Source organism: Bradyrhizobium sp. cir1 (assembly GCF_014198245.1).
Classification (GTDB): domain Bacteria; phylum Pseudomonadota; class Alphaproteobacteria; order Rhizobiales; family Xanthobacteraceae; genus Bradyrhizobium.
Window position 1 is genome coordinate 557,156 of sequence record NZ_JACIHE010000001.1, and the last position, 26,941, is coordinate 584,096.

At 65.1% G+C, this 26,941-nt stretch carries 25 protein-coding genes; 12 read left to right on the forward strand and 13 right to left on the reverse strand.

Annotation, left to right across the window (positions count from 1 at the left end; translation table 11 throughout):
• Nucleotides 1–79: 79 nt before the first annotated feature.
• The 3 genes from GGD63_RS02715 to recJ all read right to left on the reverse strand — a co-directional run bounded on the left by GGD63_RS02715 (nt 80) and on the right by recJ (nt 3,690).
• Nucleotides 80–877, reverse strand: a complete 798-nt coding sequence (locus GGD63_RS02715; protein ID WP_183239345.1) for an aldolase — start codon at nt 875–877, stop codon at nt 80–82.
• A 96-nt stretch (nt 878–973) separates the two neighbouring features.
• On the reverse strand, nt 974–1,783 hold the full coding sequence (locus tag GGD63_RS02720) for an SDR family NAD(P)-dependent oxidoreductase (RefSeq protein ID WP_183239346.1): 810 nt from the start codon (nt 1,781–1,783) through the stop codon (nt 974–976).
• 65 nt (nt 1,784–1,848) lie between these two features.
• Complete coding sequence (gene recJ / locus GGD63_RS02725) at nt 1,849–3,690, reverse strand: single-stranded-DNA-specific exonuclease RecJ (RefSeq protein ID WP_183239347.1); 1,842 nt, start codon at nt 3,688–3,690, stop codon at nt 1,849–1,851.
• Between the two features lie 284 nt (nt 3,691–3,974).
• Between recJ and GGD63_RS02730 the strand changes: the two genes are divergently transcribed.
• The 8 genes from GGD63_RS02730 (at nt 3,975) to GGD63_RS02765 (ending at nt 13,306) form a co-directional block, all read left to right on the forward strand.
• Complete coding sequence (locus GGD63_RS02730; protein ID WP_183239348.1) at nt 3,975–5,051, forward strand: methyl-accepting chemotaxis protein; 1,077 nt, start codon at nt 3,975–3,977, stop codon at nt 5,049–5,051.
• 455 nt (nt 5,052–5,506) lie between these two features.
• Complete coding sequence (locus tag GGD63_RS02735) at nt 5,507–6,520, forward strand: formylglycine-generating enzyme family protein (protein WP_183239349.1); 1,014 nt, start codon at nt 5,507–5,509, stop codon at nt 6,518–6,520.
• Between the two features lie 10 nt (nt 6,521–6,530).
• Nucleotides 6,531–8,348 carry an arylsulfatase gene (locus GGD63_RS02740; protein WP_183239350.1) on the forward strand — a complete coding sequence of 606 codons (1,818 nt, stop codon included), beginning with the start codon at nt 6,531–6,533 and terminating at the stop codon, nt 8,346–8,348.
• A gap of 32 nt (nt 8,349–8,380) precedes the next feature.
• Entirely contained in the window at nt 8,381–9,406 is a 1,026-nt protein-coding gene (locus tag GGD63_RS02745; protein WP_183239351.1) for an HAD family phosphatase, read from the forward strand.
• 68 nt (nt 9,407–9,474) lie between these two features.
• On the forward strand, nt 9,475–9,984 hold the full coding sequence (locus GGD63_RS02750; protein WP_183239352.1) for a hypothetical protein: 510 nt from the start codon (nt 9,475–9,477) through the stop codon (nt 9,982–9,984).
• Nucleotides 9,985–9,997: 13 nt separating this feature from the next.
• The gene (locus GGD63_RS02755; protein WP_246785340.1) at nt 9,998–10,180 is read left to right on the forward strand and encodes a hypothetical protein; all 183 of its coding nucleotides are present in this window, start codon (nt 9,998–10,000) and stop codon (nt 10,178–10,180) included.
• Between the two features lie 22 nt (nt 10,181–10,202).
• On the forward strand, nt 10,203–12,302 hold the full coding sequence (locus GGD63_RS02760; protein ID WP_183239353.1) for an adenylate/guanylate cyclase domain-containing protein: 2,100 nt from the start codon (nt 10,203–10,205) through the stop codon (nt 12,300–12,302).
• Nucleotides 12,299–13,306 (forward strand): ABC transporter substrate-binding protein, encoded by a 1,008-nt coding sequence (locus tag GGD63_RS02765; RefSeq protein WP_183239354.1) that lies wholly within the window; start codon nt 12,299–12,301, stop codon nt 13,304–13,306. Before GGD63_RS02760 ends, GGD63_RS02765 begins: the two co-directional genes overlap by 4 nt.
• Here the strand turns inward: GGD63_RS02765 and GGD63_RS02770 are convergent.
• From GGD63_RS02770 to GGD63_RS02800, 7 genes are all read right to left on the reverse strand, one after another.
• The gene (locus GGD63_RS02770) at nt 13,285–14,307 is read right to left on the reverse strand and encodes a L,D-transpeptidase family protein (RefSeq protein WP_183239686.1); all 1,023 of its coding nucleotides are present in this window, start codon (nt 14,305–14,307) and stop codon (nt 13,285–13,287) included. The two genes, GGD63_RS02765 and GGD63_RS02770, sit on opposite strands and share 22 nt — an antisense overlap.
• A 208-nt stretch (nt 14,308–14,515) precedes the next feature.
• Nucleotides 14,516–15,523 (reverse strand): 4-hydroxythreonine-4-phosphate dehydrogenase PdxA, encoded by a 1,008-nt coding sequence (locus GGD63_RS02775; protein ID WP_183239355.1) that lies wholly within the window; start codon nt 15,521–15,523, stop codon nt 14,516–14,518.
• The gene (locus GGD63_RS02780) at nt 15,520–17,070 is read right to left on the reverse strand and encodes a tripartite tricarboxylate transporter permease (RefSeq protein WP_183239356.1); all 1,551 of its coding nucleotides are present in this window, start codon (nt 17,068–17,070) and stop codon (nt 15,520–15,522) included. Before GGD63_RS02780 ends, GGD63_RS02775 begins: the two co-directional genes overlap by 4 nt.
• A 12-nt stretch (nt 17,071–17,082) precedes the next feature.
• Nucleotides 17,083–17,565, reverse strand: a complete 483-nt coding sequence (locus tag GGD63_RS02785; protein WP_183239357.1) for a tripartite tricarboxylate transporter TctB family protein — start codon at nt 17,563–17,565, stop codon at nt 17,083–17,085.
• A 234-nt stretch (nt 17,566–17,799) separates the two neighbouring features.
• Complete coding sequence (locus GGD63_RS02790; RefSeq protein WP_183239358.1) at nt 17,800–18,792, reverse strand: tripartite tricarboxylate transporter substrate binding protein; 993 nt, start codon at nt 18,790–18,792, stop codon at nt 17,800–17,802.
• 51 nt (nt 18,793–18,843) lie between these two features.
• Nucleotides 18,844–20,097 carry a CaiB/BaiF CoA-transferase family protein gene (locus GGD63_RS02795; RefSeq protein ID WP_183239359.1) on the reverse strand — a complete coding sequence of 418 codons (1,254 nt, stop codon included), beginning with the start codon at nt 20,095–20,097 and terminating at the stop codon, nt 18,844–18,846.
• A 9-nt stretch (nt 20,098–20,106) separates the two neighbouring features.
• Nucleotides 20,107–20,901 (reverse strand): enoyl-CoA hydratase/isomerase family protein, encoded by a 795-nt coding sequence (locus GGD63_RS02800; protein ID WP_183239360.1) that lies wholly within the window; start codon nt 20,899–20,901, stop codon nt 20,107–20,109.
• Nucleotides 20,902–21,016: 115 nt separating this feature from the next.
• Here GGD63_RS02800 and GGD63_RS02805 point away from each other — a divergent pair, with 115 nt between their 5' ends.
• The 4 genes from GGD63_RS02805 (at nt 21,017) to GGD63_RS02820 (ending at nt 24,309) form a co-directional block, all read left to right on the forward strand.
• Nucleotides 21,017–21,682: a GntR family transcriptional regulator gene (locus GGD63_RS02805; protein ID WP_183239361.1), complete on the forward strand. Its 666-nt coding sequence runs from the start codon at nt 21,017–21,019 to the stop codon at nt 21,680–21,682.
• A gap of 194 nt (nt 21,683–21,876) precedes the next feature.
• A complete protein-coding gene (locus GGD63_RS02810) occupies nt 21,877–22,848 on the forward strand; it encodes an MBL fold metallo-hydrolase (RefSeq protein ID WP_183239362.1) in 972 nt (323 codons plus the stop codon).
• A 252-nt stretch (nt 22,849–23,100) separates the two neighbouring features.
• Nucleotides 23,101–23,844 carry an SDR family oxidoreductase gene (locus GGD63_RS02815; protein WP_183239363.1) on the forward strand — a complete coding sequence of 248 codons (744 nt, stop codon included), beginning with the start codon at nt 23,101–23,103 and terminating at the stop codon, nt 23,842–23,844.
• Nucleotides 23,845–23,886: 42 nt separating this feature from the next.
• Nucleotides 23,887–24,309: a cupin domain-containing protein gene (locus tag GGD63_RS02820; protein WP_183239364.1), complete on the forward strand. Its 423-nt coding sequence runs from the start codon at nt 23,887–23,889 to the stop codon at nt 24,307–24,309.
• A 150-nt stretch (nt 24,310–24,459) separates the two neighbouring features.
• Here the strand turns inward: GGD63_RS02820 and GGD63_RS02825 are convergent, their stop codons facing one another.
• The 3 genes from GGD63_RS02825 to glpX all read right to left on the reverse strand — a co-directional run bounded on the left by GGD63_RS02825 (nt 24,460) and on the right by glpX (nt 26,937).
• The gene (locus tag GGD63_RS02825; protein ID WP_183239365.1) at nt 24,460–25,011 is read right to left on the reverse strand and encodes a hypothetical protein; all 552 of its coding nucleotides are present in this window, start codon (nt 25,009–25,011) and stop codon (nt 24,460–24,462) included.
• A gap of 31 nt (nt 25,012–25,042) precedes the next feature.
• Nucleotides 25,043–25,762 carry a haloacid dehalogenase type II gene (locus tag GGD63_RS02830; protein ID WP_183239366.1) on the reverse strand — a complete coding sequence of 240 codons (720 nt, stop codon included), beginning with the start codon at nt 25,760–25,762 and terminating at the stop codon, nt 25,043–25,045.
• 173 nt (nt 25,763–25,935) lie between these two features.
• Nucleotides 25,936–26,937: a class II fructose-bisphosphatase gene (glpX, locus tag GGD63_RS02835; protein WP_183239367.1), complete on the reverse strand. Its 1,002-nt coding sequence runs from the start codon at nt 26,935–26,937 to the stop codon at nt 25,936–25,938.
• Nucleotides 26,938–26,941: the final 4 nt, after the last annotated feature.

Here is a 26,941-nt window from a genome sequence, read left to right on the forward strand (position 1 = left end):
CGGAATCCATTCCACCGCGTCGCTAGCTGCACGATGGATTCCGGGCTCGCGGTTCGCGCGCCCCGGAATGACACCGTGGTCAATGCCTGTACTGCGGCTCCTCGGCATCGAGCTGCCGGCGGATCGCGGCAAGATGCAATCTCGCGGATTCGGAATCGCCCTCGCGCATCTGCTTGTATGTTTCGGCGGCAACCGCGGGATCGACCGGCAGCACCTTGCGTCCCGTCGACATCGCGAGCACCTGCACCTCGGCGGCGCGCTCGAGATAATAGAGATCGTCCCAGGCCTCCGCGATGGTCGGGGCCAGCACCATTACGCCGTGATGCTTCATGAAGACGATGTCGGCATCGCCGACGGCGGAGGCGATGCGCGCACCCTCGCGGTTGTCGAGCGCGAGACCATTGTAGTCGCGGTCGACCGCGGTGCGGCCGTAGAATTTCAGCGCAGTCTGGCCGGCCCAGATCAGCGGATCGCCCTCGGTCATCGACAGTGCCGTTGCATAGGGCATGTGGGTGTGGAAGGCGACCTTGGCGCGCGGCAGGCGCTTGTGCATCTCGGCATGGATGTAGAAGGCGGTCGCCTCGGGCACGCCCTCGCCGTCGAGAACATTGCCGTGGAAGTCGCAGATCAGGAGCTTTGACGCCGTCAGCTCGCGGAAGGCGTAGCCGTAGGGGTTGACCAGGAACAGATCGTCATGGCCCGGCACAACCGCCGAGAAATGGTTGCAGATGCCTTCCTCAAAGCCGTTGCGCGCGGCCATGCGGAAGCAGGCGGCGAGGTCCTCGCGCGCGGTGCGGATCGCATCGGTGGCAAGGTCCGGCCGGTTCGAGCGGAATGGCGCGGGCGAGGAAGCAGGCGAATGAAGGCTGTGCGCCATGGCGAAGGACACCTTTGTCGGTCGGAAGCTGCCGACGTTGTACAGGGGCTGCGCCTGCGCGTCAGCCCCTGCGACCGCCACCCTGCCCTGCGCCGCTCAGGCGCGCCGCGGCACGCCGCCGGCGTTCATGCCGCCATCGATGACGAGCTCGCTGCCGGTGACGTAGCGCGAGGCATCGGAGGCCAGATACAACACGCCGGAGGCGATCTCGGCAGCCTGGCCGGCACGGCCCAACGGCGTGACGACCCGCGCGCGCTCCTCCGGATCGATCGGGGCGTTCTGCCCGGCGCCGCTCGCTCCGGTCGGGATCTTGCCCCAGATCGGCGTATCGATGATGCCGGGATGCACCGAGTTGACGCGAATGCCGTCGCCGGCGGCCGCGCACTCCATCGCGATCGACTTGGCGAACAGCCGTACGCCGCCCTTGGTTGCCGAATAGGCCGATAGGCCCGGCGAGCCGCGCAGGCCCGCCAGCGAAGACATCATGACGATCGAGCCGCCGCCGGTTTTGCGCATCAACGGCAGGCAGTGCTTGACCGAAAGAAACACGCCATCGAGATTGATCGCGTTCTGCTTGCGCCAGTCGGACAGCGTCATGTCGACGATCGAGGGCACGGCAATGCCGATGCCGGCGTTGGAAACGAGCACATCGAGCCGGCCATAGCGCTTGGCGATCTCAGTGACGACCTCGATCCAGCGCTCCTCGCTGGTAACGTCCTGCTCCAGGAAGATCGCCTTGCCGCCGGCTTTTGTAATGCGCCTGGCGAGCTCGGGGCCGCGCAGCTCGTCGATATCGGTGATGAGGACGGTGGCGCCCTCGCGCGCGAACAGCTCGACGATGGCCTCACCAATGCCGGAGGCGCCGCCCGTGACCAGCGCGACCTTGCCCTCAACCTGCCCTGCCATGTTCACTCCCTTTTTTGTTGTTTGAGCGGCTTTATTTTTGACGCATGATCTCGTCGGATCTTGCGTTATCTAATCACGGATGGTCCTTGGTCCGGTAGCGCGACGTCGACCACGCGAAATTGCACGCGCTCGGCGCCCTGGTAGCGATCGACCGAGAGCGAGCCCGCGACATGCATCTGCTGGCCGCGATTGGCGAGCAGCGCATTGCCGAGCTTCTGGCCAACCGAATGGAACGCGATGCCGTTAACGATCGCGCCATCTCCCGACTTGAAGCGCAGGCGCAGATGCGCCTGACCGACCTCGTCGGCAAACACGAGCTGGTGCGCCGGCAGCGCCAGCACGGGCTCCGGATTGCCGCTGCCGAAGGGACCTGCGCGATTGAGCGTGGTCGCAAGCTCCGGCGTCACCGCACGTGCGGAGACCGCGCCATCGATATAGAGCTCGTTGACGTGGCGCGCCGCGGCAACATCCTGCGCCAGCGCGTTCTCGAGATAGGCGCGGAATTCGGCGAGCTTCTCCTTCCGCAGCGTCACGCCCGCGGCCATCGCGTGGCCGCCGCCCTTGAGCAGAATGCCGTCGGCAACCGCCTGCCGCACCGCCTTGCCGATATCGACGCCGGCGATCGAGCGGCCCGAGCCGGTGCCGATGCCGCCGGGCTCGAGCGCAATGGCGAAGGCGGGCCGCGAGAACTTCTCCTTCAGGCGCGAGGCAACGAGACCGACCACGCCCGGATGCCAGCCTTCCGACGCCGTGACGATCACGCCGAGCTTGTCCTCGAGACCGATCGAGGCCAGCGCCTCGGCTTCGGCCTGGGCTTCGGCCGCCTGCTCGATGACGCGGCGCTCGCTGTTGAGGCGGTCGAGCTCGGCCGCGATCCGCGCCGCCTCGACGCTGTCGCCTTCGAGCAGCAGCCGCACGCCGAGATCGGCGCGGCCGATGCGGCCGCCGGCATTGACGCGCGGGCCCAGCATGAAGCCGAGATGCCAGGCCTCCGGCGGGCCGTTGAGCCGCGCCACATCCATCAGGGCGGTATGGCCGACATGGTCGCGCCGCCGCATCGCGATCAGCCCCTTGGCGACGAAGGCGCGGTTGAGGCCGATCAGCGGCGCGACGTCGGCGACCGTGCCGAGCGCAACGTGATGCAGCATGCCGAGCAGGTCGGGCTCGGGCATTTCTGTGCTCCAGAAACCGCGCTGGCGCAGTTCGCGATTGACCGCGACCAGCGTCACCAGCACGAGGCCGACGGCGGCGAGATGGCCGAGGCCCGAAAGATCGTCGGGGCGGTTCGGGTTGACCAGCGCATCGACCTCGGGAAGATCGAGGCCACATTGGTGGTGATCGATCACCACCACGGACATGCCGAGGCGTTTGGCCTCGGCGAGCGGCTCGATGCTGGTGGTGCCGCAATCCACGGTGACGAGCAGCGTCGCGCCCTTTGCCGCAAGCCCCCTCACGGCTTCGACGTTCGGGCCGTAGCCCTCAAAAATCCGGTCGGGGATGTGGATCAGCGGATCGAGCCCACAATGGCGCAGGTGCCAGGCGAGCAGCGCCGCCGAGGTCGCGCCGTCGACGTCGTAGTCGCCGAAGATCGCGACCTTCTCGCCCCTCGCCGCCGCATCCGCGATCCGCTTGGCGGCGGCCTCCATCTCCGTGACCGTGAACGGGTCCGGCAGCAGCTTGCGGATGGTCGGATCGAGGAAGTCGGCAACGGCGTCGGTGTCGATCCCGCGCCCCGCCAGCACCCGCGCCAGCAATTCGGGAAGCTGGTGCTGCTGCACGATGGCCAGCGCCTTGGCCGCCCCGCGGGCGTCCAGCCGGTCGCGCCAGAGCTTGTCAGTGAGCGAGCGCGCCACTCCCAAGAACGCCTGGGGTGCTTCGACGGGCAAGGCTGTGGCAGGCGGCGTCATGACGGGGCTATCGGTTGGGAACTCGGATCCGGGTGATCACGCTGGCGGCCCGGGACTGGCTTCTAGGGGATTGGCCGGGAAAGTCCGGCGATTTGCAACGGCCGGGCCGCACAAAGCGGTGGATGGCCGGCCTGCGGGCCGGAGTGACTACCATTTAGGCATTCCGCCGAACAGCAAATTAAGCAGGCGTTAGGCGGAATCCTCGAAAAAGAATCGTATTCGATCTGACGTGATTTTGTTCCGGGTTCATTGCAGATCTGGCCTCATTGCCAAGGAAGTCCCCGATGTCTGCTGCGCTGGGTCTGAAAGCCAAGCCGATCGCCTCCGAACCCGTTGATGATGATTCCGACATCTCCGCGCTGATCAATCGCCTCACCGCGGAGGTCAACCAGATCGCGGTCGACAAGACCAAGGCGATCCAGCAGATCACCAACCAGATGAAGATGCTGGCGCTGAACGCGCTGATCGAAAGCTCGCGCGCCGGCGCGCAAGGCGCGGGCTTCGCCGTGGTGGCGCAGGAGGTGCGCGGCGTCGGCCAGCAGGTCGAGACCATCGCGCGCGAGCTCGAGACCCAACTGACGAAACGGACCGGCGATCTCGTCGCCTCGATCGACCGGATGAGCCAGCGCTCGCGCGGCGAGCGCATGGTCGACCTGTCCCTCAACGCGGTCGAGCTGATCGACCGCAATCTCTATGAGCGCACCTGCGACGTGCGCTGGTGGGCGACCGACTCCGCCGTGGTCGATTGCGCGGCCTCGCCCGCGCCGGCCGCAGTCACCTATGCCTCGCAGCGTCTCGCCGTGATCCTCGGCGCCTACACCGTCTATCTCGACCTCTGGCTCTGCGACCTCGACGGCAACGTCATCGCCAACGGCCGCGCCGACCGGTTTCGCGTCATCGGCCAGAACGTCGCCCACACCAAATGGTTTCGCGAGGCGCGCACCTTGCGCTCCGGCGACGACTATGTCGCCGGCGACGTCGAGAACCAGCCGTTACTCGGCAATGCGCAGGTCGCGACCTATTGCGCCAGCGTTCGCGCCGGCGGCCAGGCCAATGGTGCGCCGATCGGCGTGCTCGCCATCCATTTCGACTGGGAGCCGCAGGCCCGCGCTATCGTGCAAGGCGTTCGCGTCGGTGACACCGACAAGGCCCGCGTGTTGCTGGTCGACTCGAATTTCCGCGTCATCGCCGCCTCCGACGGCCAGGGCATTTTGAGCGAGCGCATCTCGCTGTCGCTCAATGGCCAGCGCTCCGGCTTCTATCAGGACCGCTCGGGCACGATGGTCGCCTTCCATGCAACGCCGGGCTACGAGACCTATCGGGGCCTCGGCTGGTACGGCGTGATCGTCTGCGGCGCCTGAGGCGCGAGCCGGCCGCTCCAAAACAAAACGACGAAAACAACCCCATGCACAGTAGGCGTGGGATTGTTTTTTCTCGTGTTTTTCCTCCGTCAATGGCGCTTGGCTTGTTGGAAACAATTTGCACCGTGAGCCATCGCGTCTCACCGGACGCTCCGCGTACTTGGCACAAACTGCACATTTACAGGGCTCCAATCTTCGGATACCTTTTGCAACCTCAGCGATACTGATCGGAAACGCTCTGCGGAAGAGACGGAGCGCAGGCGGTAAGGTTTTGCCGCGTGCAGGAAGCACGTGCGAAGGAAGAGCTGTTGACGCAATACCAGCGTCCTCCTCTCCACGAGCGCCAAGAAGAGACCAGACAATGCGTCCAACGTGCAGGGCAATGTGCCCTTACCGGTGTCTCCCAAAGTCTGCGCCGTAGCGTCAGGCGGAATACGCGTATCGGAGTTTCCACCATGCCGCGGGCGGGCCTGAATCACCCCGAGTGGCCACCGGATGACGTGAAGTCAGGCCAAATGGACTTCATTCCCGGCGGAACTTTTCGCATGGGATCCGATCATCACTATCCCGAGGAAGCGCCGAGCCATCGCGTCGCCGTCGACGGCTTCTGGATCGATCGCACGCCTGTCACCAACCGACAGTTCAAGCAATTCGTCAACACGACCGGCCATGTCACTGAAGCGCAGATCGTTCCGGACCCCAAGGACTATCCCGGTGCGCTGAAGGAGATGCTCTACGCGGGATCGCTGGTGTTCTCGCCGCTGCCGCGTATCACCGATCCCAGCGACTGGAGCCAGTGGTGGTCCTTCATGCGCGGCGCCAACTGGCGCCACCCCTACGGTCCCAGCAGCAACATCAAGGGGCTCGACGACCATCCGGTCGTGCACGTCTCCTATAGCGATGCGGCGGCCTATGCGCGCTGGGCCGGCAAGGATCTGCCGACGGAAGCCGAATGGGAGTTCGCCGCGCGCGGCGGTCTCGACGGCGAGGAGTTCGCCTGGGGCGATGCGCTGATGCCGGGCGGCAAGCACATGGCCAATATCTGGCAGGGCAACTTTCCTGTCCAGAATCTCGGCGAAGACGGGTTCGAGCGGACCTCGCCGGTCATGGCCTTTCCGCCGAACGGCTACGGCCTCTACGACATGATCGGCAATGTCTGGGAGTGGACCTCGGACTGGTGGTCGTCAAAGCACATCGCCGACGCCGCAAAGCCCTGCTGCATCCCGAACAATCCTCGCGGCGGCCGGGAAGATGCGAGCTACGACCCTCGCCTCCCCAACGTCAGGATCCCGCGCAAGGTCCTCAAGGGCGGCTCGCACCTCTGCGCGCCCAATTACTGCCGCCGCTATCATCCCGCCGCACGGCATGCCGAACCGATCGACACCTCGACCAGCCATGTCGGCTTCCGCTGCGTGTTGCGGATGCCTCCCGTCATTCACCCCAAGCAAGAAGGATCTGCTGCAACCTAGGGAGCAAAGCATGAGCAGCGAGCTGGAGAACGAGAACAAGCAGTCCGGGACCGACCAGCCGATCAATCGCCGAAACCTCCTGCTGGGAACATCGTCCATCGTCGCCGCAGCGACGTTGACATCGGAGGCTTTGGCGCAAGCGCAGAAGGCCGCGCCATCTCCCGCACCGGCGACAAGCGCGCCGGCGGCGGGCAAGCCGAACATCCTGATCATCTGGGGCGACGATATCGGCATTGCCAATATCAGTGCCTATTCCAACGGGCTGATGGGCTACGAAACTCCGAACATCGACCGCATCGCTCGCGAGGGCCTGAAGATGCAGCATTACTACGGCGAGCAGTCCTGCACTGCCGGCCGCGCGGCCTTCCTCACCGGTCAACACGGCATTCGCACAGGGCTGACCAAGGTGGGCTATCCCGGCGCGCCGATGGGCATCAGCCAGCTCGATCCGACCGTCGGAGGCCTGCTCAAGAACCTGGGCTATGCCACCGGTCAATTCGGCAAGAACCATGTCGGCGACCGCAACGAGAATTTGCCGACGGTCAACGGCTTCGACGAGTTCTTCGGCAACCTCTACCATTTGAATGCCGAGGAAGAGCCGGAACTGCCAGACTATCCGAAGGACCCGGCGTACCGGGCCAAGTTTGGCCCACGCGGGGTCTTGCGTTGCAAGGCGACCGACGTCGACGATCCCACGGTCGATCCGCGCTTCGGCAAGATCGGCAAGCAGACGATCCAGGACACCGGTGCGCTGACCAAGAAGCGCATGGAGACGATCGACGACGAGACCTCGGCAGCCGCGATCGACTTCATGAAGCGGCAGCAGGCCGCGGGCAAGCCGTTCTTTGTCTGGTTCAACTCGACGCGCATGCATCTGCGCACGCATGTGCGCACCGAGCATCGCGGCCGCTACACCCATGGTGACAGCGAATATATCGACGGCATGATGGAGCACGACGACATCGTCGGCAATCTGCTCAAGACGCTCGACGACCTGGGGATCGCGAACAACACCGTCGTGGTCTATTCCACCGACAACGGCCCCCACATGAACACTTGGCCGGACGCGGCCATGACCTGGTTCCGCTCGGAGAAGAACACCAATTGGGAAGGCGCCTTCCGCGTGCCGTGCCTGGTGCGCTGGCCCGGCAACGTCAAGCCTGGCACGGTCAGCAACGAGCTGATGAGCCACAACGACTGGATCCCGACGCTGTGCGCGATCGCCGGCGAGCCCGACATCGTCAACAAGCTGAAGGCCGGCTACACCGCGAACGGCATCAACTACAAGGTGCATCTCGACGGTTACGACCAGTCGTCATTCCTGCGCAATGTGAGCGGAACGGCCGGCAACAACAACGGCACCAAGAGCATGCGCAACACGTTCTTCTATTCGGATGACGATGGCCTGCTCGTGTCGCTCCGGCAAGGCGACTACAAATATGTATTCTCGGAACAACGTCTTCAGGGAACGATGGGGGTGTGGGCCGAGCCGTTCACCACGCTGCGCTTGCAGAAGATCTACAATCTATTTCAGGACCCGTTCGAGCGCGCCGACATCACCTCGAATACCTATTGGGATTGGCTGATTAATCATGTCGGCTCGGTCTACGGCATGATCGACGAGGTCGCGGTCTTTGCGGGAAGTTTCAAAGAGTTTCCGCCGCGCTCGTTCCCGCCAAGCTTCAACCCCGCGAACATCATGGAGGAGATTGTCGACAACATAAAGGACGAGCGCAGCCGCGCGGCAGGTAGAGCCCAGAGCATCGAAAAGATCCGCGCCAATCTGCGCCAGATGATCAATCAGCAGATCCAGCAGCGCGTGCAATAGCGCTCTGCCGGTCGAATGAAAGGCGATCGGACATGGTGTCCCTGATCCGCCGCGGACTGACGATCGGCCTGGCGGTGCTCGCGCTCGTGGTCACCGGCCGGGCCGTCGCGCAAACTGATACGCTGCCGTCCTGGAACGACGGCGCGACGAAGACTGCGATCACCGCCTTCGTCGCGCGGGTCACCAAGGACGGCGGGCCGGATTTCGTACCCCCTGCCGAGCGCATCGCCGTGTTCGACAATGACGGCACGCTGTGGTGCGAGCAGCCGGTCTATGTCCAGCTCGCCTTTGGCCTCGACCGCGTCAGGGCGATGGCGGCCGCACATCCAGAGTGGAAGCAGCAGCAGCCGTTCAAGGCGTTCCTCGCCGGCGACAAGGACGCCCTCGCCGCCCAAGGCGAGAAGGGTTTGCTGACGCTGGTTGCCGCCGCCCATAGCGGCATGACGACGGACGCATATGCGACGTCGGTTGCCGACTGGCTCGCCCAGGCGCGGCATCCGCGCTTTCATCGCCCCTATAACGAGCTCGTCTACCAGCCGATGCTGGAGCTGCTCGCCTATTTGCGCGCCAACGGCTTCAAGACCTTCATCGTATCCGGCGGCGGCGTCGAGTTCATGCGGGTATGGGCCGCGAAGGCCTACGGCATTCCACCGGAGCAGGTGGTCGGCTCCTACGGCGCCACGCAATTCAAGATCGGCGCCGACAGTCGGCCGGTCCTGATGAAACTGGCGAAGGTCGAATTCATCGATGACGGGCCCGGCAAGCCGTCGGGGATCAACCGCTTCATCGGACGCCGCCCGATCCTCGCTTTCGGCAATTCGGACGGCGACCATCAGATGCTGCAATGGACCGCAGCGGGCCCCGGCGCGCGATTCCTCGGCATCGTCCACCACACCGACGCGGCCCGCGAATACGCCTACGACCGGCAGTCCAAAATTGGAAAGCTCGACAAGGCCTTGGACGAGGCCGCTCAGCGCGGCTGGACCGTCGTGGACATGGCGAAGGACTGGAAGACGGTGTTCGCGTTCGAGCGCGGCGGCACGGGAGCGTCACAATGAGGCGGGACCGCAGACGAATTCGGTGACGGAGCTGAAGGGCCACACGGAGAAGAGCAAGAGGCGGAACGATGTCTGATCGTACTCACGCGGCGCGACTGGCGAGTTGCATTCTCATGGTTGCGGCCGGCCTATCAATTCCATCGGGGCCGACATTGGCGGCGCCGCTTCAGTCTGCATCGATCCGGCACGAAGCCACGACGTTGCCCGACCTCATCGAGGTCCGGGCCGCCGGCCGCCGCGGGGGTGCCGTGGCCGGTCCACGCGGAGGAGCAGTCGTTCACCGCGGCGGGGCCGTTGTCGGCCCGCGCGGCGCGGCCTATCGTGGCCGGACCGTTGCGGTCGGACCGCGGGGCAACGTTGCAGTTCGGTCCACGACGGCCGTCGCCGGACGCGGCGGCTGGGCGCGGCCGGGCTGGTACGGCTGGCCGCGCGGCGGCGCGATCGCCGCGGGAGCCGCGATCGGCGTCGTGACGGCAGCGACGGCTGCGGCGTGGGCAGGTGCCGCGCCAGCGCCCGGCATGTGCTGGTACTACACCGACCCGTCACGCACGCAGGGTTTTTGGGACTATTGTCAGTGACGGTAGCGCTCCGATGAGACCGAGGCAGCCATCATGGGCGGTTACGACATCCTCGCCTGGCTATCTCAACCTCAGGGGTTACAAGGACCTCGAGACCGAGAACCGTCCCAAGAGCTGGACGGGCTGGGTCACTTTCTCGCTCTCGCCGGCGGCGCCGGAGCCGGCCGTGACAAAACCCGTCGCCCGAAAGTACTGACGGAGGCGTTGGCGCAATTCCGATGACCGGGGAGAACACCAGCAAGCGCGTCTTTCGCATCGGGTTCCGGACATCGATCATCACGGTGTTCGTGGGCGCGGTGCTGCTGGTGGGCCTGACCCTGGTCTATCTCAGCTTCGAGCGCGTGACATTGATCACGCGGACGGCGGCCAGCAGCTTCATCGAGAAGGTGGCGCAGCTCGGTGCCGATCATGTCGACGAGCAGTTCAAGAACGTCCGCGACAATCTCGACATCCTGTCCGGCCTGCCGGCGATCCAGGAAGCCGACATCGCGGACAATTCGCGGTTGTACGGCCTGATGGCTGCGATGCTGCGCAACAATCCGCAGCTCTTCAATCTCTATGTCGGCTATGAGGACGGCTCGTTCATCGAGATGGACGTGATCGACCGCGCCAGGCCGGCGTTCAGGGCCGGCCTGAAGGTCGATGAGGATGCGAAGTTCCGGCTGGTCGTGATCGCGCGCACGGCTGGCGGCGCCCCGGTCACGCAATATCTGTCCGAAAATCTCATAGAGGTCGCGGAGGTCGCCGGCCCTGCCGACTACGACCCACGACAGCGGCCCTGGTATGTCGAGGCGTTCAAGAACGACAAGACACTGCTGACGGGCCCTTACGTCTTCTACGCCACGGGCGAGCCAGGCTACACGCTGCGGACGCCGCTGAAGGAGGGCCGCCGCGGCGTCGTCGCCGGCGATATGCTGCTGAACCGGTTCGAGGACATGCTGGCGGAGCAAAAGCTCGGCCAATCCGGGCTTGCCTTCCTGTTCAACGATACCGAGCGCATCGTCGGCCATCCCGAGATGAACCGCCTGATGACGGAGGTTCCGGAGCGGCAGGACGACCTGCCGCAGATCGGCGCGCTCAAGCTGCCCGCACTGGTGCCGATCATCCGCTCCTGGCGCGATGGCGGACCAGCGCAGCAATTCTTCCATGACGACGCGGGCCGAACCTATATCGCGGCGGTTCACCGGCTCGATACGACCGGCTCGGCCAATGTCCGGCTTGCGATGGCCGCACCGCTCGATGAATTCTATGCCAGGATCATCAACGAGCGGCGCACCTTGTTCGCCCTGGCGCTGGCCTTCGTCGGCGCCACACTTCCGTTCGCGTTCTGGCTGGGGTCGCTGATGGCGCAGCCGCTGCGCAAACTCGTCGAGGAGACCGACGCGATCCAGTGTTTCGACATCGCGGAACGGCCACGCATCCATTCCGTCATCGCCGAGATCGAAGAGCTCGGCCGCTCGGTCTTCACCATGCGCAGCGTGGTTCGGAGCTTTGCGAGCTTCATCCCGCGCCCGATCGTGCGGCAGCTGATCGAGACCGGCTCCTCGCTTCGCCTCGGCGGCTCCAGGCGCGAGGTGACGGTGCTGTTCACGGATGTCGCCGACTTCACGGCCAAGACGGAGCGAGCCGACCCGTCGCAGGTGATGATCTATACCTCGCGCTATTTCGCGGCGCTCTCCGACGAGATCATGCGACACCGGGGCACGATCGACAAATATATCGGCGACGCCGTGATGGCGCTGTGGAATGCGCCCGCGGATGACCCTGATCACACCGCCAACGCCTGCCGTGCGGTTCTCGCCTGCCTCGCGGCGAACGAGACCCTCAACAAGGATTTTCGGCGCGAGGGCTGGCCGCCTTATGACACACGCTTTGGCCTGCATGTCGGCGATGCCGTGGTCGGCAATGTCGGCTCCAGCGACCGGATGAACTACACCGCGCTCGGCGCCGCCGTGAATCTGGCCTCTCGGCTGGAAGGCCTCAACAAGAACTACGGGACGCGCGTGCTGGTCAGCTCAGCTGTTCGTGCGCGCGTGGGCCACGCATTCCTGTTCCGCAGCATCGACAGCATCACCCCGAAGGGATTTGCCGAGCCGATCGAGGTCAGCGAGCTGCGCGGCGAGCTGGCGCTGGCCGACGACGCCGAGATTGCAATGTGCCGGCGCTGGGACGAGGTGCTCGCATCCATCGTGCAGGACGGTCCGGTGGAAGCGACCCAGGTCCGGCTCTCCGGATTCCTGCACGACTATCCCAGGGACACGATTGCGCTGTTCCATACCCAACGACTCCGGCCCACGGCCCAGGGAGCCGCGGCATGAGCATTTGCGATCCCGGTCGCCGGCAATTGTTGCGCCGGGGCGCGGCGCTGGCGGCCGCGTCGGTCGTGCTCGCGGCACCGGCCATTGCGCAGGCCCGCACAAAACCCCGACTCGGCTATCTCCACGTGGTTGCCGTGGACGGGCACATCTGGACCGGCCTCGATCGCGGCTCGTTCGACCGCGAGGGCATCGATTTCGAGCTGCACGAGTTCAACACCGGCCCCGAAGTCTTCGAGGCGATGACGCGCGGAGAGCTCGACGTCGTCTCGGCAGGCGGTGTCATCTCCAATTACCTGGCGCTCGGCCACGGCCGGGGCTTTCTGATCAACGACATCGAGGTCGCGACCGCGCAGCTCTGGGTCCGGCCGTCGCTCGGAGTAACCAGGCTCACCGATCTCAGGGGCAAGCGGATCGCGACGACCACGAAGACCACGGCGCACATCTTCCTCGACCGGGCGCTGCGCACCAACAACATCACTCCGTCCGAGGTGGAGATCGTCAATTCGAGCATGCCGGATGCCGTCAAGGCATTCATCGCCGGCGAGGTGCCGGCCGTCGCGCTCTGGGTGCCGTTCAACGTCGCCGTGCGCGAGGCGCTGCCCGACGCCGTCAAGCTGGTGGATGCCTCTGCCTTCTATCCGCAATCCGCCGTGCTCGGCGGATGGGCGGCGCGGATGGATTATTATGCCGGAAACAAGGATGTGCTGAGCCGGATCATCCGTGGCTGGATCGATGCGAACGACCACATGGTACGCAACCAGGCAGCCGCTGCGGAAGCGCTCCAGGCTCACTACAAGCGGTCGCGTTCCGCCGATCTCACTGAAGCCTTCAGGGCGCAAAAGCTCTACTCCGCGCGCGAATGGCGGCGGCTCTATGCGGACGGAACCGTCGCAAGATGGTTGCAACAGGTCAGCGACTTCTTCATGACGGACGCCGGCATCGCAGATGCCGTCCGCGCGTCGGACTATTTCGATACACAGCTTTACCTGGCGGCGGTCGGATAGTGATCGTCCACGAACGCGACCGGCGTGCCTTTCGCGAGGCTGCCGGCGACACGTTCGGCGTCCCAATTGGTGAGACGCACGCAGCCGTGGGATTCCGCCTTGGAGATCTTGTCCGGCGACGGCGTGCCGTGAATGCCGTAACCTTCGGCGGACAGGTTGATCCACACCGTTCCAACCGGATTGTTCGGACCGGGCTTGATGGTGAAGGGCTTGCGCGACCGGACGCCCTTGAAGTGATAAGCGGGATTGTAGCGATAGAACGGATTTTTGCTGATCTCGGTGACCTTGAGCGTGCCTGACGGCGACGGCTTGTCCTCGCTTCCCACAGTCGCCGGATAGAATCCGATCAGCGCATTCGACTTGTCGAACAGCTTGACGGTCTGCCTGACCTTATCGATCTCGACCCTGTCGGCCTTGGCAGGTGCCCCCTCGCCTGAGTTCGCGGTGTCGACGACGACGATGGTGTCGCCGGCGCGATCAAAACGGCGGCCGGGGTTGAGCGCCGCCAGGAGTTGCTCGCTCATGTGGAATTTCTCGGACAGGGCCTCGCGCGGACTGACAAAGCCAAGTTTCGGGATGCCCTTCATGTCCTCCATCTTCGACGGCAATTTGTTCAGGAACGGACCCGCCACGTCCTGTTCGGTAATGGTGTAGGTCAGCGTCACCGGCCGCTCGTCTGCCCGCAGCGCCTTCCAGACCTCCTCGGTCGGAGTGTCCGAGCCCGGCAACTGCCGGGCTTCCGCATAGGCGCGCAACGCCTTCTTCGCATTCTCGCCGAATCTGCCGTCGACCTCGCCGGGCGAGAAATGCGCCCGGTCCAGCAGCACCTGCAGCCGCACGCCCGCCGGTGTCGGCTTGTCGTTCGAGAGCGTCTTCTTCGAGGGCTCGGCGGACTCGATGGCCGCCTGGTTGATCTCGGCCGCGAACGCGGGTGCTGCTGCCAGAGCAAGGATCAGAACGATGCAAAATACTCGGGCTTGGTCGGCCGGCCAGGCGCTCATCACCGTCCGTCGCAACACGCCATCGCCCATGTGCCAGCTCCGGGATGGAGACATTCACCGGATTGGCAACTCGGCGCGACCGCGGAAGTTTCTCGTTTTTGCCGCGGACGACTGGCAACACATGGCGGAGAGCTTGTCTGCGGCGCATCCTTCGAGACGCTCACCTACGGCGGGCCCTCAGGATGAGGTCGGGTTTTGGGGCGAGAGATCAGACCCGCATGCGGCGCGCTGCCATCTCCGCTGCGAGCAGCAGCGCGGCGCGGCTGGCGCCGATCGATGCGATGCCTTGTCCCGCGATGTCGTAGGCGGTGCCGTGTGCGGGCGTGCAGATCGGGAACGGGAAACCGCCGAGCATGGTCACGCCGCGATCAAAACCCATCAGCTTCATCGCGATCTGGCCCTGGTCGTGATACATCGTCAGCACGGCGTCGAAGGCACCGCCCTTGGCACGCAAGAACACGGTATCGGCCGGAAACGGCCCCTCGGCAGCAATGCCGTCCGCCTGCCCGGCCGCGACCACGGGCGCGATCACATCGATCTCCTCGCGACCGAAATTGCCGCCGTCGCCGGCGTGCGGGTTGAGACCGGCGACCGCAATGCGCGGCCGCGCGAAGCCGGCGTTGCGCATGCAGGCATCGGTCAGCCTGAGCGCACGATGGATGCGTTCGCCGGAGAGGTTTGCAGCGACGTCCTTCAGCGGAATATGCGAGGTGACGCGCGCATTCCAGAGCCGGTCGAGCACGTTGAATTCGCTCGCGGGAGTCTTGAGGCCGACGACCTCCGCGGAAAACGCGATCTCGTCGTCATACTCGGCGCGGGCGAGCCGCATCGCCTGCTTGTTGAAGGGGGTGAAGCAGACGGCGTCAACGCGGCCGTCGCGGCCAAGTTCGAGCGCGTGCCGATAATTTGTCAGTGCGAATTTTCCGCCGGCAAGGGTCGCGGTCTTCGGCTCGACCTCTTGGGGGGCGAGGTGGCGGAGGTCGACAAACAGCGCATCGCCCTGCGCTGCGCGAAGGTCGGCGCCCTGCTCCATCATGGCCAGGTTCGGCTTGACGCCCGCAACGCGCGCGCCCTCGTCGAAGATGCGGCGGTCTCCGATCACGACGACGCGGCAACTCGCACGGATGCCGTCCTCGACGACGAGCTTCGCCGTCAGCTCCGGGCTGATGCCGGCGGGATCTCCCATCGCGAGTGCGATGAGCGGCTTTGCGGTCATATGATCACCTTTTCTCGAGCTGTCTCTTGAACAGCCGTCTCGTCGGTGGACGGTGCGGGCTTGCGCCGCAGCCGCGCGAGCTGCAATGCGAGCGGCAGCAGGAGCAGCGCGATGCCGCCTACGATCAAGCACGTCACCAGCTTGTTTGCGAAAAAGATGCCCAGGGATCCCTTCGAGAGCAGCATCGACTGCCGGAACGCATCCTCGGCCTTGTCGCCGATGACGATCGCGAGCACGAGCGGCGCCAGCGGATAGAACAGCTTCTTGAAGAGATAACCGACGATGCCGAAGCCGAGCATCATGACGACATCGAGATAGGAGTTCGACACCGAATAGGCGCCGACGACGCAGATGATCACGATCAGCGGCGCGATGACGACGAAGGGAATCCGCATCAACGCGGCAAAGACCGGAACGGTCAGCAGCACCAGCGCGACGGCAACGATGTTGCCGACATACATCGAGGCGATCAGGCCCCAGACAAAGTCCTTCTGGTCGACGAACAGCATTGGACCGGGATTGAGGCCCCAGATCATCAGGCCGCCCATCATGACGGCGGCGGTGGCGGAGCCGGGAATGCCGAGCGACAGCATCGGCAGCAGAGCGCTGGTGCCGGCGGCATGATCGGCCGTCTCCGGCGAGATGATGCCTTCGACCTCGCCCGTGCCGAAATATCGGCCGCGGCGGGAGAAGCGGCGGGCGATGCCGTAGCTCATGAAGGAAGCTGCGGTCGGGCCGCCCGGCGTGATCCCCATCCAGCAGCCGATCGCGGCGCTGCGCAGCAGCGCTAGCGCATGGCGCGGCAGGCGGCCGACGGCGCGAAACACCTCGCGCCAATCGATCTTCGAGGACACGGCGCGGGCATGAAATTCCTCCTCGACCGCGACCAGGAGCTCGCCGATTCCGAACAGGCCCATGACCGCGACGACGAAGCTCACGCCCTTGACGAGTTCGTCCACCCCCATGGTGAGGCGGACGCTGCCGGAGACGGTGTCGATGCCGATCGCGGCGATGGCAAAGCCGATCGCGAGCGCCACGACGGTCTTGATCGGCGCCGCGCCGCCCATGCCGACGAAGCTGGCGAAGGCCAGGAAATAGACCGCGAAATATTCCGGCGGCCCGAAGGCGAGCGCGACCTGTGCCACCCACGATGCGAGGAAGGTGATCAGGATGACGCCGATCAGCGCGCCGAACGCTGCCGAGCCGAAGGCGGTGGCGAGTGCCGTGGTCGGCCGGCCGTCGCGCGCCATCGGATAGCCGTCGAAGGTGGTCGCGACCGACGATGGCTCGCCCGGAATGTTGAACAGGATCGAGGTCACGGAGCCGCCGAACAGCGCGCCCCAATACATGCTGGAGAGCAGGATGATCGCCGAGACCGGCTGCATGCCGAAGGTGAGCGGCAGGAGCAGCGACACCCCGTTCGGCGCGCCCAGCCCCGGCAGCACGCCGACGAGAATGCCGAGCAGCACGCCGACCACCATCATCAGCAGATGCGGCACGGTGACCGCGATGGTGAAGCCGTGCAGGAGCTCCTGGAGATTTTCCATCGGCCTCCTCCCTCAGAACCCGAGCGCGGATACGAGCGCGCCATGCGGCAGGCTCACCTGGAACATGCGCTCGAACACGACGTAGAGCGCGAGCGCTGTGGCCGCCGCCATGGCGAGCGCGCGCGGCACGGATTGGTATCTTGGGATCGCCAGAACCGCGAAGACGTAACCCGCCGAGGCGAGGTACATGCCGAGCAGCGGAATCGCGGCGACGAAGATCGCAGCCGGCACGAACAGGCCGGCGAGCCGGCGCAGCTCGAGCGGCGTGATCGCGATGGGAACGTTCGCGAGCCTCGCCGCCGGCACAACGCCCCGCACCAGATTGTAGAGACTCCCGAGCACGACGATGATTCCGGTCAGGAACGGAAACGTGCCGGCGTCGACGCCCGCGCTCGACCAGCCGATGCCGTTGTCGAGGCTGGAGACGACGACGGCCACACCGAAGCTGCCGGTGAGGACAGCGGTCGCAAGTTCAAGCGCGCGGCGCGAGATCATGGCGTTCTACCTTTGAAGGCCGGGCTGTTGCATGTGACAGCGGTGAGCGTGCCGAACGTGGTCGGCCTGCATGGTTCGAGACGCCCGCTTGGGCGGGCTCCTCACCATGAGGGTCTGATATCTCGCCGCAACGCACGACCTCATCCTGAGGGCCCGCCGCAGGCGGGCGTCTCGAAGGATGGCCGCAAGCGACCTGCCCGCTACGCTCTGCGCCCTTGAAGGAAGTTACCCGCCTCACTTGACGAGCCAGCCCTGCTCGCCTGCGACCTGCTTGACGTGCTCGAGGTCCTCCTTGATGAACTTGTCGAACTCGGCGCCGGTCAGGAAGGTGTCGACCTGGGAGGTCTTCTCGATGTAGTCCTTCCACTCCGGCGTCGCCTGCACCTTCTTCATCAGGTCGACATAGAACGCGGCCTGCTCCGGCGTGACCTTGCCGGGCAGCCACACGGTGCGCGGCTGCTCATATTGCTTGATGTCGAGGCCCTGCTCGACGCAGGTCGGAACGTCGCTCCAGCCCTCGGTCGCGGTGACCTTGGGCCCTTGCGGCAATCGCTTCGGGCTGAACACACAGAGCGGGCGCTGCGTGCCGCCGCGCCATTGCCCGAGGCTTTCGCTGGGATTGTTGACGTGGGAATCGAGATGGCCGCCGGCGAGCTGCACCGCGGTCTCGGCGCCGCTCTTGAAGGGGATGTAGGTCAGCTTGACCTTGCCGGCCTTCTCGATCATGCGGGTCAGCACCTCGTCGGTGTCCTTGGACTGCGCACCGCCCATCCTGAATTCGCCGGATGCTGCCGCCTTCAGATAGTCCCCCGCATTCTTGTAGGGCGCGTCCTGCTTGACCCAGAGCAGGAACTCGTCCTGCGCCATCGCCGCGATCGGGGTGAGATCGGTGTAATTGAAGGCGACTTTGGAGACGAGCGGCTGCTGCCAGGCATTCGACGTACCGAAGATCACCTTGTAGGGATCGCCGGCGGAGGCCTTGCCGTAGACATAGCCTTCGGCGCCGCTGCCGCCGCCCTTGTTGACGACGACGATCGGTTGCTCCGTCAGCTTGTGCTTGGTGATGATGTTCTGCACCGCGCGGGCCAGATTGTCGGTGCCGCCGCCGGGCCCGGCGGTGGCGACGAACTCGATCGGCTTTTGCGGTTGCCAGGCGGCGAACGCCGGCATGGTGCCGGCGAGCACGGTTACGGCTGCGGAGAACAGAAATGTTGACGTCCGACCCATGATTTCCTCCAGCTGATTTTTGTCTTTTGTTCTTGTTGTATCGACGTCCGGTCAGGCGACGCGTTCCTCGCGTCTTTCCAGGGCCGAAACGATTGCGCCTTCTTTTTCGAGCGCTTCGATCTGCGTCTGGTCGAACCCGTGCTCGGCCAGAACCTCTCTTGTGTGTTCACCATAGACCGGTGCGCCTGACAGCACCCTGCCGGGCGTGCCTGAGAATTTCACGGGAAGCCCGATCGTCTTCACGGGGCCGAGCGTGGAATGCTCGACCTCGACCACCATCTCGCGCGCCAGCGTCTGCGGGTCGCTCAGGGCTTCCAGCATGTCGTGCACGGGGCCGCACGGCACGCCCTTCTCGTCCAGCGCTGCGAGCCAATGCGCCCGCGACTTCTTGCGGAAGCGCTCGCTGAGGACGGCTTCGAGCTCCTTCAGGTTCGCCATGCGGTCGGCGCCATTGACGAAGCGCGGATCGGCGGCGAGCTCGCTCGCGCCGAGTGCTTCCAGCATCAACAGCCAGTGCTTCTTGTTGGCACCGCCGACCACGAGCCAGCCGTCCGAGGCTTCGAAGGCCTGATACGGCGCGTTGAGCGGATGGGCCGAGCCCATCGCGCGCGGCGCAGTGCCCGCGGCGAGCGCGATGGTGGACTGCCAATAGGTCTGGACCAGCGCGGCCTCGTAAAGCGAGGTCTCGACCCACTGCCCTTCGCCGGTCTTGAGGCGATGGGTATAGGCGGCGAGAATGCCCATGCTCGCGAGCAGGCCGGCGGTGATGTCGGACAGCGGCGGGCCGCATTTGACGGGCGGACCATCCGGGCGCTCGCCGGTAAAGCTCATGATGCCGCTCATGGCCTGCGCCACCAGATCGAAGCCGCGGCGGTGCTTGTAGGGACCGGTGCGACCAAAGCCCGACAACGAGCAGTAGATCAGCGATGGAAATTGCTTGTGCAGCTCCTCATAGCCGAAGCCGAGACGCTCCATGGCGCCCGGCGCAAAATTCTCGACCAGCACGTCGGCGTCCGCGATCAGCCGGCGCAGCACCTGCTTGCCGCCATCCGTCTTGAGGTCGAGCACGATGCCGCGCTTGTTACGGTTCATCATCAGGAAGGAGGCCGCCTCCTCGCCGATCTTTGGCGGCACGGAGTGACGGGTGTCATCGCCGTTCGGCGATTTCTCGATCTTGATGACGTCGGCGCCCATGTCGGCGAGCATCAGGGTGCAGGTCGGCCCCGCCATGACATGGGTGAGATCGATGACCTTGAGACCGGCCAGCGGTCCCGAACGGCGAGAGGTCGGTTGTGAACTTTGCATCGGGGCGTCCTATTGGCCGCGCCATTGCGGCGCGCGCTTGTTGAGGAAAGCATCGAGCCCTTCGCGAAAGTCCTGGCTCGTGTAGCACATCAGGATGAGGTCTTCGCCCTCGTCCTGGGTCAGCCGCCGTTGCAGGCGGGCGACCGCCTGCTTGGTCGCATTCAGCGTCAGCGGCGCATGACTGGCGAGCAGCCGGGCAACTTCGTCGGCGCGCCTGTCGAGCGCAGCAAGGTCATCGACGACCTCGCCGAGCAGGCCGACGCGCGCGGCCTCGGGGGCGTCAACGAGGCGCGCGGTGAAGATCAGATCCTTGACGCGGGCGGCGCCGATCAGCGCGGTGAGACGGCTGACATTGGACATCGACAGGCAATTGCCGAGCGTGCGGGCGATGGGAAACCCGATTTTCGCAGCTTTGGTGCCGATGCGGAGGTCGCAGGCCGCGGCGATGCCGGCGCCGCCGCCGGTGCAAAAGCCGTTGATCGCGGCGATGGTCGGCACGCGGCACTGCTCCAGCGTCGAGAGCACCCGATCGATCCGGTTCTCGTAGTCGATCGCGTCCTGCGGCGTTTTGAACTCGCGGAACTGATTGATGTCGGTGCCGGAGGCGAAGGCCTTGTCGCCGGCTCCGCGCAGCACCAGCACCTTGATCGCATGATCGCGGTTGGCCTCCTCGCAGATCGCCGCGAGGCGTTCGTACATCGCGAAGGTAAAGGCGTTGCGGGCCTGCGGGCGGTTGAAGGTGATCCGCCCGATGCCGTCATTGCATTCAAAAACGAGGTCGTCCGCCTTCGCAGCCAGGTCCATTTCCTCATGTCCTCTTGTTTTTTACATTTTTGAATGCAAAATTTGCGATTAGCAAGCCGGAATTTCAAAGTATCGCCAGATAATCTCGCTTTTGCATTCAAAACGGAGCGCTTCCATGCTTCACGAGGAGGTCGTCGGCCGCATCCGCGCCATCCTGCTCGACGGTGAAATCCCGCCGGGCGCGCGGATTCCTGAGCGCGAGCTGTGCGAAAGGCTCGAGATTTCGCGCACGCCGCTGCGCGAGGCGCTCAAGGTGCTCGCCGCCGAAGGCCTCGTGCAGCTGCTGCCGCATCGCGGCTCGCGCGCGGCAAAGCTGACCGACAAGGACATGCGCGACCTGTTCGAGGTCTGCCAGGGGCTCGAGGCGCTGGCCGGCGAGCTCGCCTGCGAGCGCATTGGCGATGCCGAGATCGGCGCGATCGCCGCCGCGCATGACGAGATGGTGCGGCATTATCGCGAGGGCGATCTGATCCAGTACTATCGCGGCAACCGCGCCATCCACGAGGCCATCGTCGCCGCGGCCGGCAATCCCGTGCTCGCGGGGCTCTATGCCTCCGTGACCGCGCGCATCCGCCCCGCGCGCTATGTCACGCCGATGACGCCGCAGCGCTGGGCGCTCGCGGTGAAGGAGCACGAGGCAATCCTGAACGCGCTGCAGCGGCGCGACGGCGCGGGCCTCTCGCACATCCTGCGTGCGCATCTGCGCCACAAGCGCGAGGAGGTCTTGCAGGCGGGTTTTGCGGAGACGGAAGGAAGTGAGCCCGCGCTGCGGATCGCATAAGTCTTTTTGCAGCGAAGATTCAGCGGACACAATCACGACACAATCATTGATTGTTTCTTACCCACCCCACGATCATCGCAATCCGTTTCCTCTTGCGAGCCTGTCTGAACCGGCGCAGCATCTCGCTGCCGGCCTCAGGCCGCACATCACGCGCGAACAACCGCGCGGATCAAAACAGAAAATGGAGGATGCGAATGACACTTGATGTCTCACGTCGGTCCCTGCTCGCACTCGGGGCGGGCCTCGGCGCCAGTGCGCTGCTCGGCAGCAGTGCGATGGCGCGCGCGCCCAAGCTCGGCACCCAGACGCCCTATTGGCATCGCTTCATTCTCGGCGATGCCGAAGTGACCGTCGTGTCCGACGGGCCGCTGCCGCTCGGCGACCCCTCCGGCACCTTCACCGGTGTCCCCACGGAAGAGGTGAAGAAGATGCTGGCGGACAATTTCCTGTCGCCGGACAACGTCGTGCTCGAACAGAACTCTCCGATCGTCAACACCGGCGACAAGCTCATCCTGTTCGATACCGGCATGGGCAGCTCGAAAATGTTCGGCGCCAGCACCGGGCGACAACAGAGGAGCATGATGGAGGCCGGCATCAAGCCGGAGGATATCGATGCCGTGGTCTGCTCGCACGCGCATATCGACCACATCGGCGGCATCGTGGATGCCAACAACAAGCCGCTGTTCCCGAATGCGCAGATCTACATCTCGCAGACCGATTTCGACTTCTGGACCGACGAAGGCAAGCTCGGCAGCCCGGCCAAGGACTTCGTCGTGCATGCCCGCAAGAACCTGCTGCCGGTGCGCGACCGCATCGTGTTCTTCAAGGACGGCCAGGAATTCCTGCCCGGGGTGCAGGCGATCGCGGCGCCCGGCCATACCGTCGGCCACACCATCTTCATGGTCTCCTCGGCCGGCAAGTCCTTCGCGTTCCTCGGCGACCTCTCGCACCATTCGGTGCTGCTGCTGGAGCGGCCGCGGATGGAATTCTCCTACGACACCGACCCGAAACAGGCGGCGGAATCGCGCGTGAAGCTGCTGACCATGCTCGCGGCGAACAAGGTCCCGGTGATGTCCTATCACTTCGCCTGGCCGGGCTACGGCCACGTCGCCAAGGCCGGCGAAGGATTCCATTACTATCCCGAACCGATGCAGATGACTTTGTAGCCGGTGACATCAAGCCCGGGTCGCGCATGTGCGGCCCGGGCCGGTCATCTGATCTGCCCGCGTACGACCGAGGGGAATGGTCCCTGACCAATTCCTGTTCTCCGCGCTTCTGGAGCATTTTTCGACAAGGCAGGCCCGTTCCAGGCAAGAGCCCGCCGCATTGCTCGGCTAAGACTCCGCCCGCATCATTCATCGTCGCGACAGCGTAAGGCCCTTACCCGATCGCGTTCGAAAATGCCGAGGAGACATGCCATGAAGATCGTCGTGATCGGCGGCACCGGTTTGATCGGATCCAAGCTCGTGGCGAAGCTGAAGCAGCAGGGCCACAACGCCGTGGCCGCCTCGCCGAAGTCGGGCGTGAATGCCGTCACCGGCGAAGGTCTCGCGGCCGCGCTGGCTGGCGCGGATGTCGTGGTCGACGTCGCCAACGCACCGTCCTGGGAGCCCGCCGCGGTGCTCGAATTCTTCCAGCGATCGAGTCAGAACCTCGCGGCGACGGAGGCCGCAGCGGGCGTCAAGCATCACGTCGCGCTGTCGATCGTCGGCACCGATCGCTCGCCCGACATCGCCTATTTCCGGGCCAAGCTCGCGCAGGAGAGCATCGTCAAGGCCTCGTCGGTGCCCTACTCCATCGTGCGCGCCACGCAATTCTTCGAATTCCTCGGCGCCATCGCGGAGACGGGCGCGGCCGACGGGCGCATCGTCGTTCCATCGGCGGCATTTCAGCCGATCGCATCCGACGACGTGGTCGCTTGCCTCGCAGAGGTCGCGACCGGGCGGCCGCTGAACGGCACGATCGATATCGCAGGACCCGAAAAGGCGCCCTTCAACGAGTTCGTTGCGCGCCGTCTGAAAGCGGTCGGCGACAGCCGTCCGGTCGTGGGAGACGCCAAGGCCGGATATTACGGGTCACCCATCGAGGATACCTCGCTGGTCCCGCTCGGCGAGGCGCGGCTCGGAAAGACGCCACTCGCGGCATGGCTCGCGACGGTGTGAATATCCTCAGGTCACTGCAACATCGGCGATGAAGGATTTCCCATGCGCAGACTGTTGATCGCGACGGCGGCGTGCGCCCTAGTCTTCCTGTCGGCACAGGCTGCCGAGGCGCAGTCTGAAGCGAAATCGGCCAAGGTGACCGTGGTGTTCGACCATGCGCTGCCGAATGTCCCCGGCAAGAGCATGAAGGGCGTGCTGGTCGAATATGGTCCCGGCGGCTCCTCGCCGGCCCACACCCACGCGCGCTCCGCATTCATCTATGCGACGGTGCTGGAGGGCGCGATCCGAAGCCAGGTCAATGACGAGCCCGCCAAGGTCTATCAGAAGGGCGAGAACTTTTTCGAAAAGCCCGGCGATCGCCACGCCGTCAGCTCCAACGCCAGCGACACCGAGCCTGCGAAGCTGCTGGCCGTCTTCGTGGTCGACACGGCCGATACAGAGCTGACGATACCGATCGTGAAGTAGAGCGTGCTATTCCGCGGGCTCCGCGACCGCGGCGGGGCTTGCGGCTGCATCCGGTTCGAGGGCGTGCCGCTGCGCCTCATCGCGGAAATGCTGTTCGGCATCCCCCGAGATAGCCGGACACGCCATCCCACAAGAGCATGGTCGCGCGGTTCAGTTGCGGCTGGCAAGGAAGCGCGCGGTGGGCCGCAACGCATCGATATCCGGAACAGTCTCGCCTGCCTGGGCGCCCGAGCACCATGGATAGGGCAACGCCGCCAGCCAGCGCATGATCGGTCCAGCGTCCTCGGCGGGAAGCACGGACATGGCCGCGATCTCGATCACCAGTTTCGTCACGCGGCCATCGCCGGAGCCGAAATGCCAGTCATAATGTCCGCACCCAACGCGAACCGCGCCGCCCTGCCTCGCCGACATTCCGACCAGCCAATCGCAGCGGACATGCGGCAGATAATCCGAGCCGGGACGCGACAGGCAAAATGTACGCACATTCTCGTACTGCTCGCCAAAGCCGGTGACCAGCACCTGGGTCACCTGCTCAAGTCCCTTCGCCGAACTCGGAAACGAAATGGCGTCGGTCTTGACGATCATTTCGAGCTTACAGTCGTTCGCGAAAGCGCGCGTCATCAACTGCGGACGGTTGCCATCCTTCGCCAGAATATACGTGCTGATCGCGTCGGCGGCGGTGATGGCGGTGGGTCGGCTCATTCGGTCACCCTCAAGATGCCCGGGCCGGAGCCTAGCACCCCAGCCTGTCGGCGATCCCGCCAAAGTCCTTCGCGACGATGTCCCAATTGCCCGTCGCCTCGAAATCGACCTTCTGCAGCGGCCCGTACTCGGTCGGCCTCGCGACGAACGCAGTCTTGAGCCCGTTCTTCTGGGCAGCGGCGAGATCGCCGTTGTGGGCGGCGACCATCATCACCTCTTGCGGCTTGAGGCCAAGCAGGCGTGCGGCACCGAGATAGGTCTCGGGATCGGGCTTGTAGTGCTCGAACAGCTCGGCCGACATGATGAGATCCCACGGCAGGCCGGCAAACTTGGCCATGTTGGTGAGGAGCGCGACGTTGCCGTTCGAGAGCGGCGAGATCACGAATTTCGTCTTCAGCCGGGTCAGGCCGGCGACGCTGTCGGGCCAAGGATTGAGCCGGTGCCAGCCCCTGGTGAGGTAATCGAGATCGGCGTCGGCGAGGCCCTTGATCTCGAGTTTCTCGACGAGCTTCTCCAGCGAGCGGCGGTGCAGATCGTCGAGCATGACATAGCCGCGCTCGGGATGCTTGCGCACATCGTCCATGGACGCGACGTACATGCCGCGCCAGCCGTCGACCAAAGCGGTCCAGTCGGCGCTGATGCCGCGGCCCTTCGCCCACCACATGAAGTCGGTGATCAGGCTGGTGCGCCAGTCCACCACCGTGCCGAACACGTCGAAGATCAGGGCTTTGACGGCGGAAAGGTCGGACATATGCGCTTCCCCTGTTGTTCTTGTTGCCTTGTTGTCATTCCGGGGCGATGCGCAGCATCGAGCCCGGAATCCATTTCGCGTCGGAGTCTGCCGCCCGATGGATTCCGGGCTCTCCGGGCCGCGCTTTGCGCGGTCCCGTCGCCCCGGAATGACGGCAGTTGGTGTCGCCTTGATCAATCCAGGTGGAACTTCGCCAGCTCGCGGTGCTCGGCCTTGATGTAGCGCACGGTACCGGTGACGGAGCGCATCACCACCGTCTCGGTCTCGATCACGCCGTCCTTGCGGAACTTGACGCCCGACAGCAGCGAGCCCGTGGTGACGCCGGTAGCGGCGAACAGGCAGTCGCCGCGCGCCATGTCCTCGATGCCGTAGATCATCTTGGGATCGTTGACGCCCATCTTGGCGGCGCGCTCGCGCTTCTCGTCGGAATCGAGGATCAGGCGGCACTGCATCTGGCCGCCGATGCAGCGCAGCGCCACGGCCGCGAGCACGCCTTCCGGCGCGCCGCCGGTGCCGAGATACATGTCGACGCCGGTGTTGTCGGGGTCGGCGCAGTGGATCACGCCGGCGACGTCGCCGTCGGTGATGAGGCGCACGGCGGCGCCGGTCGAGCGCACGCTCTCGATGATGCTGGCATGGCGCGGACGGTCGAGCACGAGAACGGTAATGCCGTCAGGCTTGACGCCCTTGGCCTTGGCGAGGCGGCGGACATTGTCGGCGGGCGAGGCATCAATTTCGACCACACCCTTGTCGTAACCGGGGCCAATCGCGAGCTTCTCCATGTAGACGTCAGGCGCGTGCAGCAGCGTGCCGCCGTCGGCCATCGCCATGGTGGCGATCGAGCCCGGCATGTTCTTGGCGCACAGCGTGGTGCCCTCGAGCGGGTCGACGGCGATATCGACCTCGGGGCCGGCCTTGAGGCCGACCTGCTCGCCGATATAGAGCATCGGCGCCTCGTCGCGCTCGCCCTCGCCGATCACGATGGTGCCCTGGATCGGCAGCTTGTTCAGCTCGCGCCGCATGGCATCGACCGCGGCCTGGTCGGCCGCTTTCTCGTTACCGTGCCCGCGCAGCCGCGCCGACGACACCGCCGCCCGCTCCGTCACCCGCACGATCTCCAGCGTGAGAATGCGCTCGAGCAAGGCGTGCGGGGGGACTTCAATATGGGTCGACATCGGC

What these genes read in the sequence shown, in the direction of transcription:
- glpX (WP_183239367.1), bottom strand. Translation starts at nt 26,937, where the DNA reads ATGTCGACCCATATTGAAGTCCCCCCGCACGCCTTGCTCGAGCGCATT.
- GGD63_RS02805 (WP_183239361.1), top strand. Translation starts at nt 21,017, where the DNA reads ATGCTTCACGAGGAGGTCGTCGGCCGCATCCGCGCCATCCTGCTCGAC.
- GGD63_RS02755 (WP_246785340.1), top strand. Translation starts at nt 9,998, where the DNA reads ATGAGACCGAGGCAGCCATCATGGGCGGTTACGACATCCTCGCCTGGC.
- GGD63_RS02765 (WP_183239354.1), top strand. Translation starts at nt 12,299, where the DNA reads ATGAGCATTTGCGATCCCGGTCGCCGGCAATTGTTGCGCCGGGGCGCG.
- GGD63_RS02800 (WP_183239360.1), bottom strand. Translation starts at nt 20,901, where the DNA reads ATGGACCTGGCTGCGAAGGCGGACGACCTCGTTTTTGAATGCAATGAC.
- GGD63_RS02730 (WP_183239348.1), top strand. Translation starts at nt 3,975, where the DNA reads ATGTCTGCTGCGCTGGGTCTGAAAGCCAAGCCGATCGCCTCCGAACCC.
- GGD63_RS02810 (WP_183239362.1), top strand. Translation starts at nt 21,877, where the DNA reads ATGACACTTGATGTCTCACGTCGGTCCCTGCTCGCACTCGGGGCGGGC.
- GGD63_RS02750 (WP_183239352.1), top strand. Translation starts at nt 9,475, where the DNA reads ATGTCTGATCGTACTCACGCGGCGCGACTGGCGAGTTGCATTCTCATG.
- GGD63_RS02780 (WP_183239356.1), bottom strand. Translation starts at nt 17,070, where the DNA reads ATGGAAAATCTCCAGGAGCTCCTGCACGGCTTCACCATCGCGGTCACC.
- GGD63_RS02715 (WP_183239345.1), bottom strand. Translation starts at nt 877, where the DNA reads ATGGCGCACAGCCTTCATTCGCCTGCTTCCTCGCCCGCGCCATTCCGC.
- GGD63_RS02775 (WP_183239355.1), bottom strand. Translation starts at nt 15,523, where the DNA reads ATGACCGCAAAGCCGCTCATCGCACTCGCGATGGGAGATCCCGCCGGC.
- GGD63_RS02825 (WP_183239365.1), bottom strand. Translation starts at nt 25,011, where the DNA reads ATGAGCCGACCCACCGCCATCACCGCCGCCGACGCGATCAGCACGTAT.
- GGD63_RS02720 (WP_183239346.1), bottom strand. Translation starts at nt 1,783, where the DNA reads ATGGCAGGGCAGGTTGAGGGCAAGGTCGCGCTGGTCACGGGCGGCGCC.
- GGD63_RS02815 (WP_183239363.1), top strand. Translation starts at nt 23,101, where the DNA reads ATGAAGATCGTCGTGATCGGCGGCACCGGTTTGATCGGATCCAAGCTC.
- GGD63_RS02740 (WP_183239350.1), top strand. Translation starts at nt 6,531, where the DNA reads ATGAGCAGCGAGCTGGAGAACGAGAACAAGCAGTCCGGGACCGACCAG.
- recJ (WP_183239347.1), bottom strand. Translation starts at nt 3,690, where the DNA reads ATGACGCCGCCTGCCACAGCCTTGCCCGTCGAAGCACCCCAGGCGTTC.
- GGD63_RS02830 (WP_183239366.1), bottom strand. Translation starts at nt 25,762, where the DNA reads ATGTCCGACCTTTCCGCCGTCAAAGCCCTGATCTTCGACGTGTTCGGC.
- GGD63_RS02790 (WP_183239358.1), bottom strand. Translation starts at nt 18,792, where the DNA reads ATGGGTCGGACGTCAACATTTCTGTTCTCCGCAGCCGTAACCGTGCTC.
- GGD63_RS02735 (WP_183239349.1), top strand. Translation starts at nt 5,507, where the DNA reads ATGCCGCGGGCGGGCCTGAATCACCCCGAGTGGCCACCGGATGACGTG.
- GGD63_RS02795 (WP_183239359.1), bottom strand. Translation starts at nt 20,097, where the DNA reads ATGCAAAGTTCACAACCGACCTCTCGCCGTTCGGGACCGCTGGCCGGT.
- GGD63_RS02745 (WP_183239351.1), top strand. Translation starts at nt 8,381, where the DNA reads ATGGTGTCCCTGATCCGCCGCGGACTGACGATCGGCCTGGCGGTGCTC.
- GGD63_RS02820 (WP_183239364.1), top strand. Translation starts at nt 23,887, where the DNA reads ATGCGCAGACTGTTGATCGCGACGGCGGCGTGCGCCCTAGTCTTCCTG.
- GGD63_RS02770 (WP_183239686.1), bottom strand. Translation starts at nt 14,307, where the DNA reads ATGAGCGCCTGGCCGGCCGACCAAGCCCGAGTATTTTGCATCGTTCTG.
- GGD63_RS02760 (WP_183239353.1), top strand. Translation starts at nt 10,203, where the DNA reads ATGACCGGGGAGAACACCAGCAAGCGCGTCTTTCGCATCGGGTTCCGG.
- GGD63_RS02785 (WP_183239357.1), bottom strand. Translation starts at nt 17,565, where the DNA reads ATGATCTCGCGCCGCGCGCTTGAACTTGCGACCGCTGTCCTCACCGGC.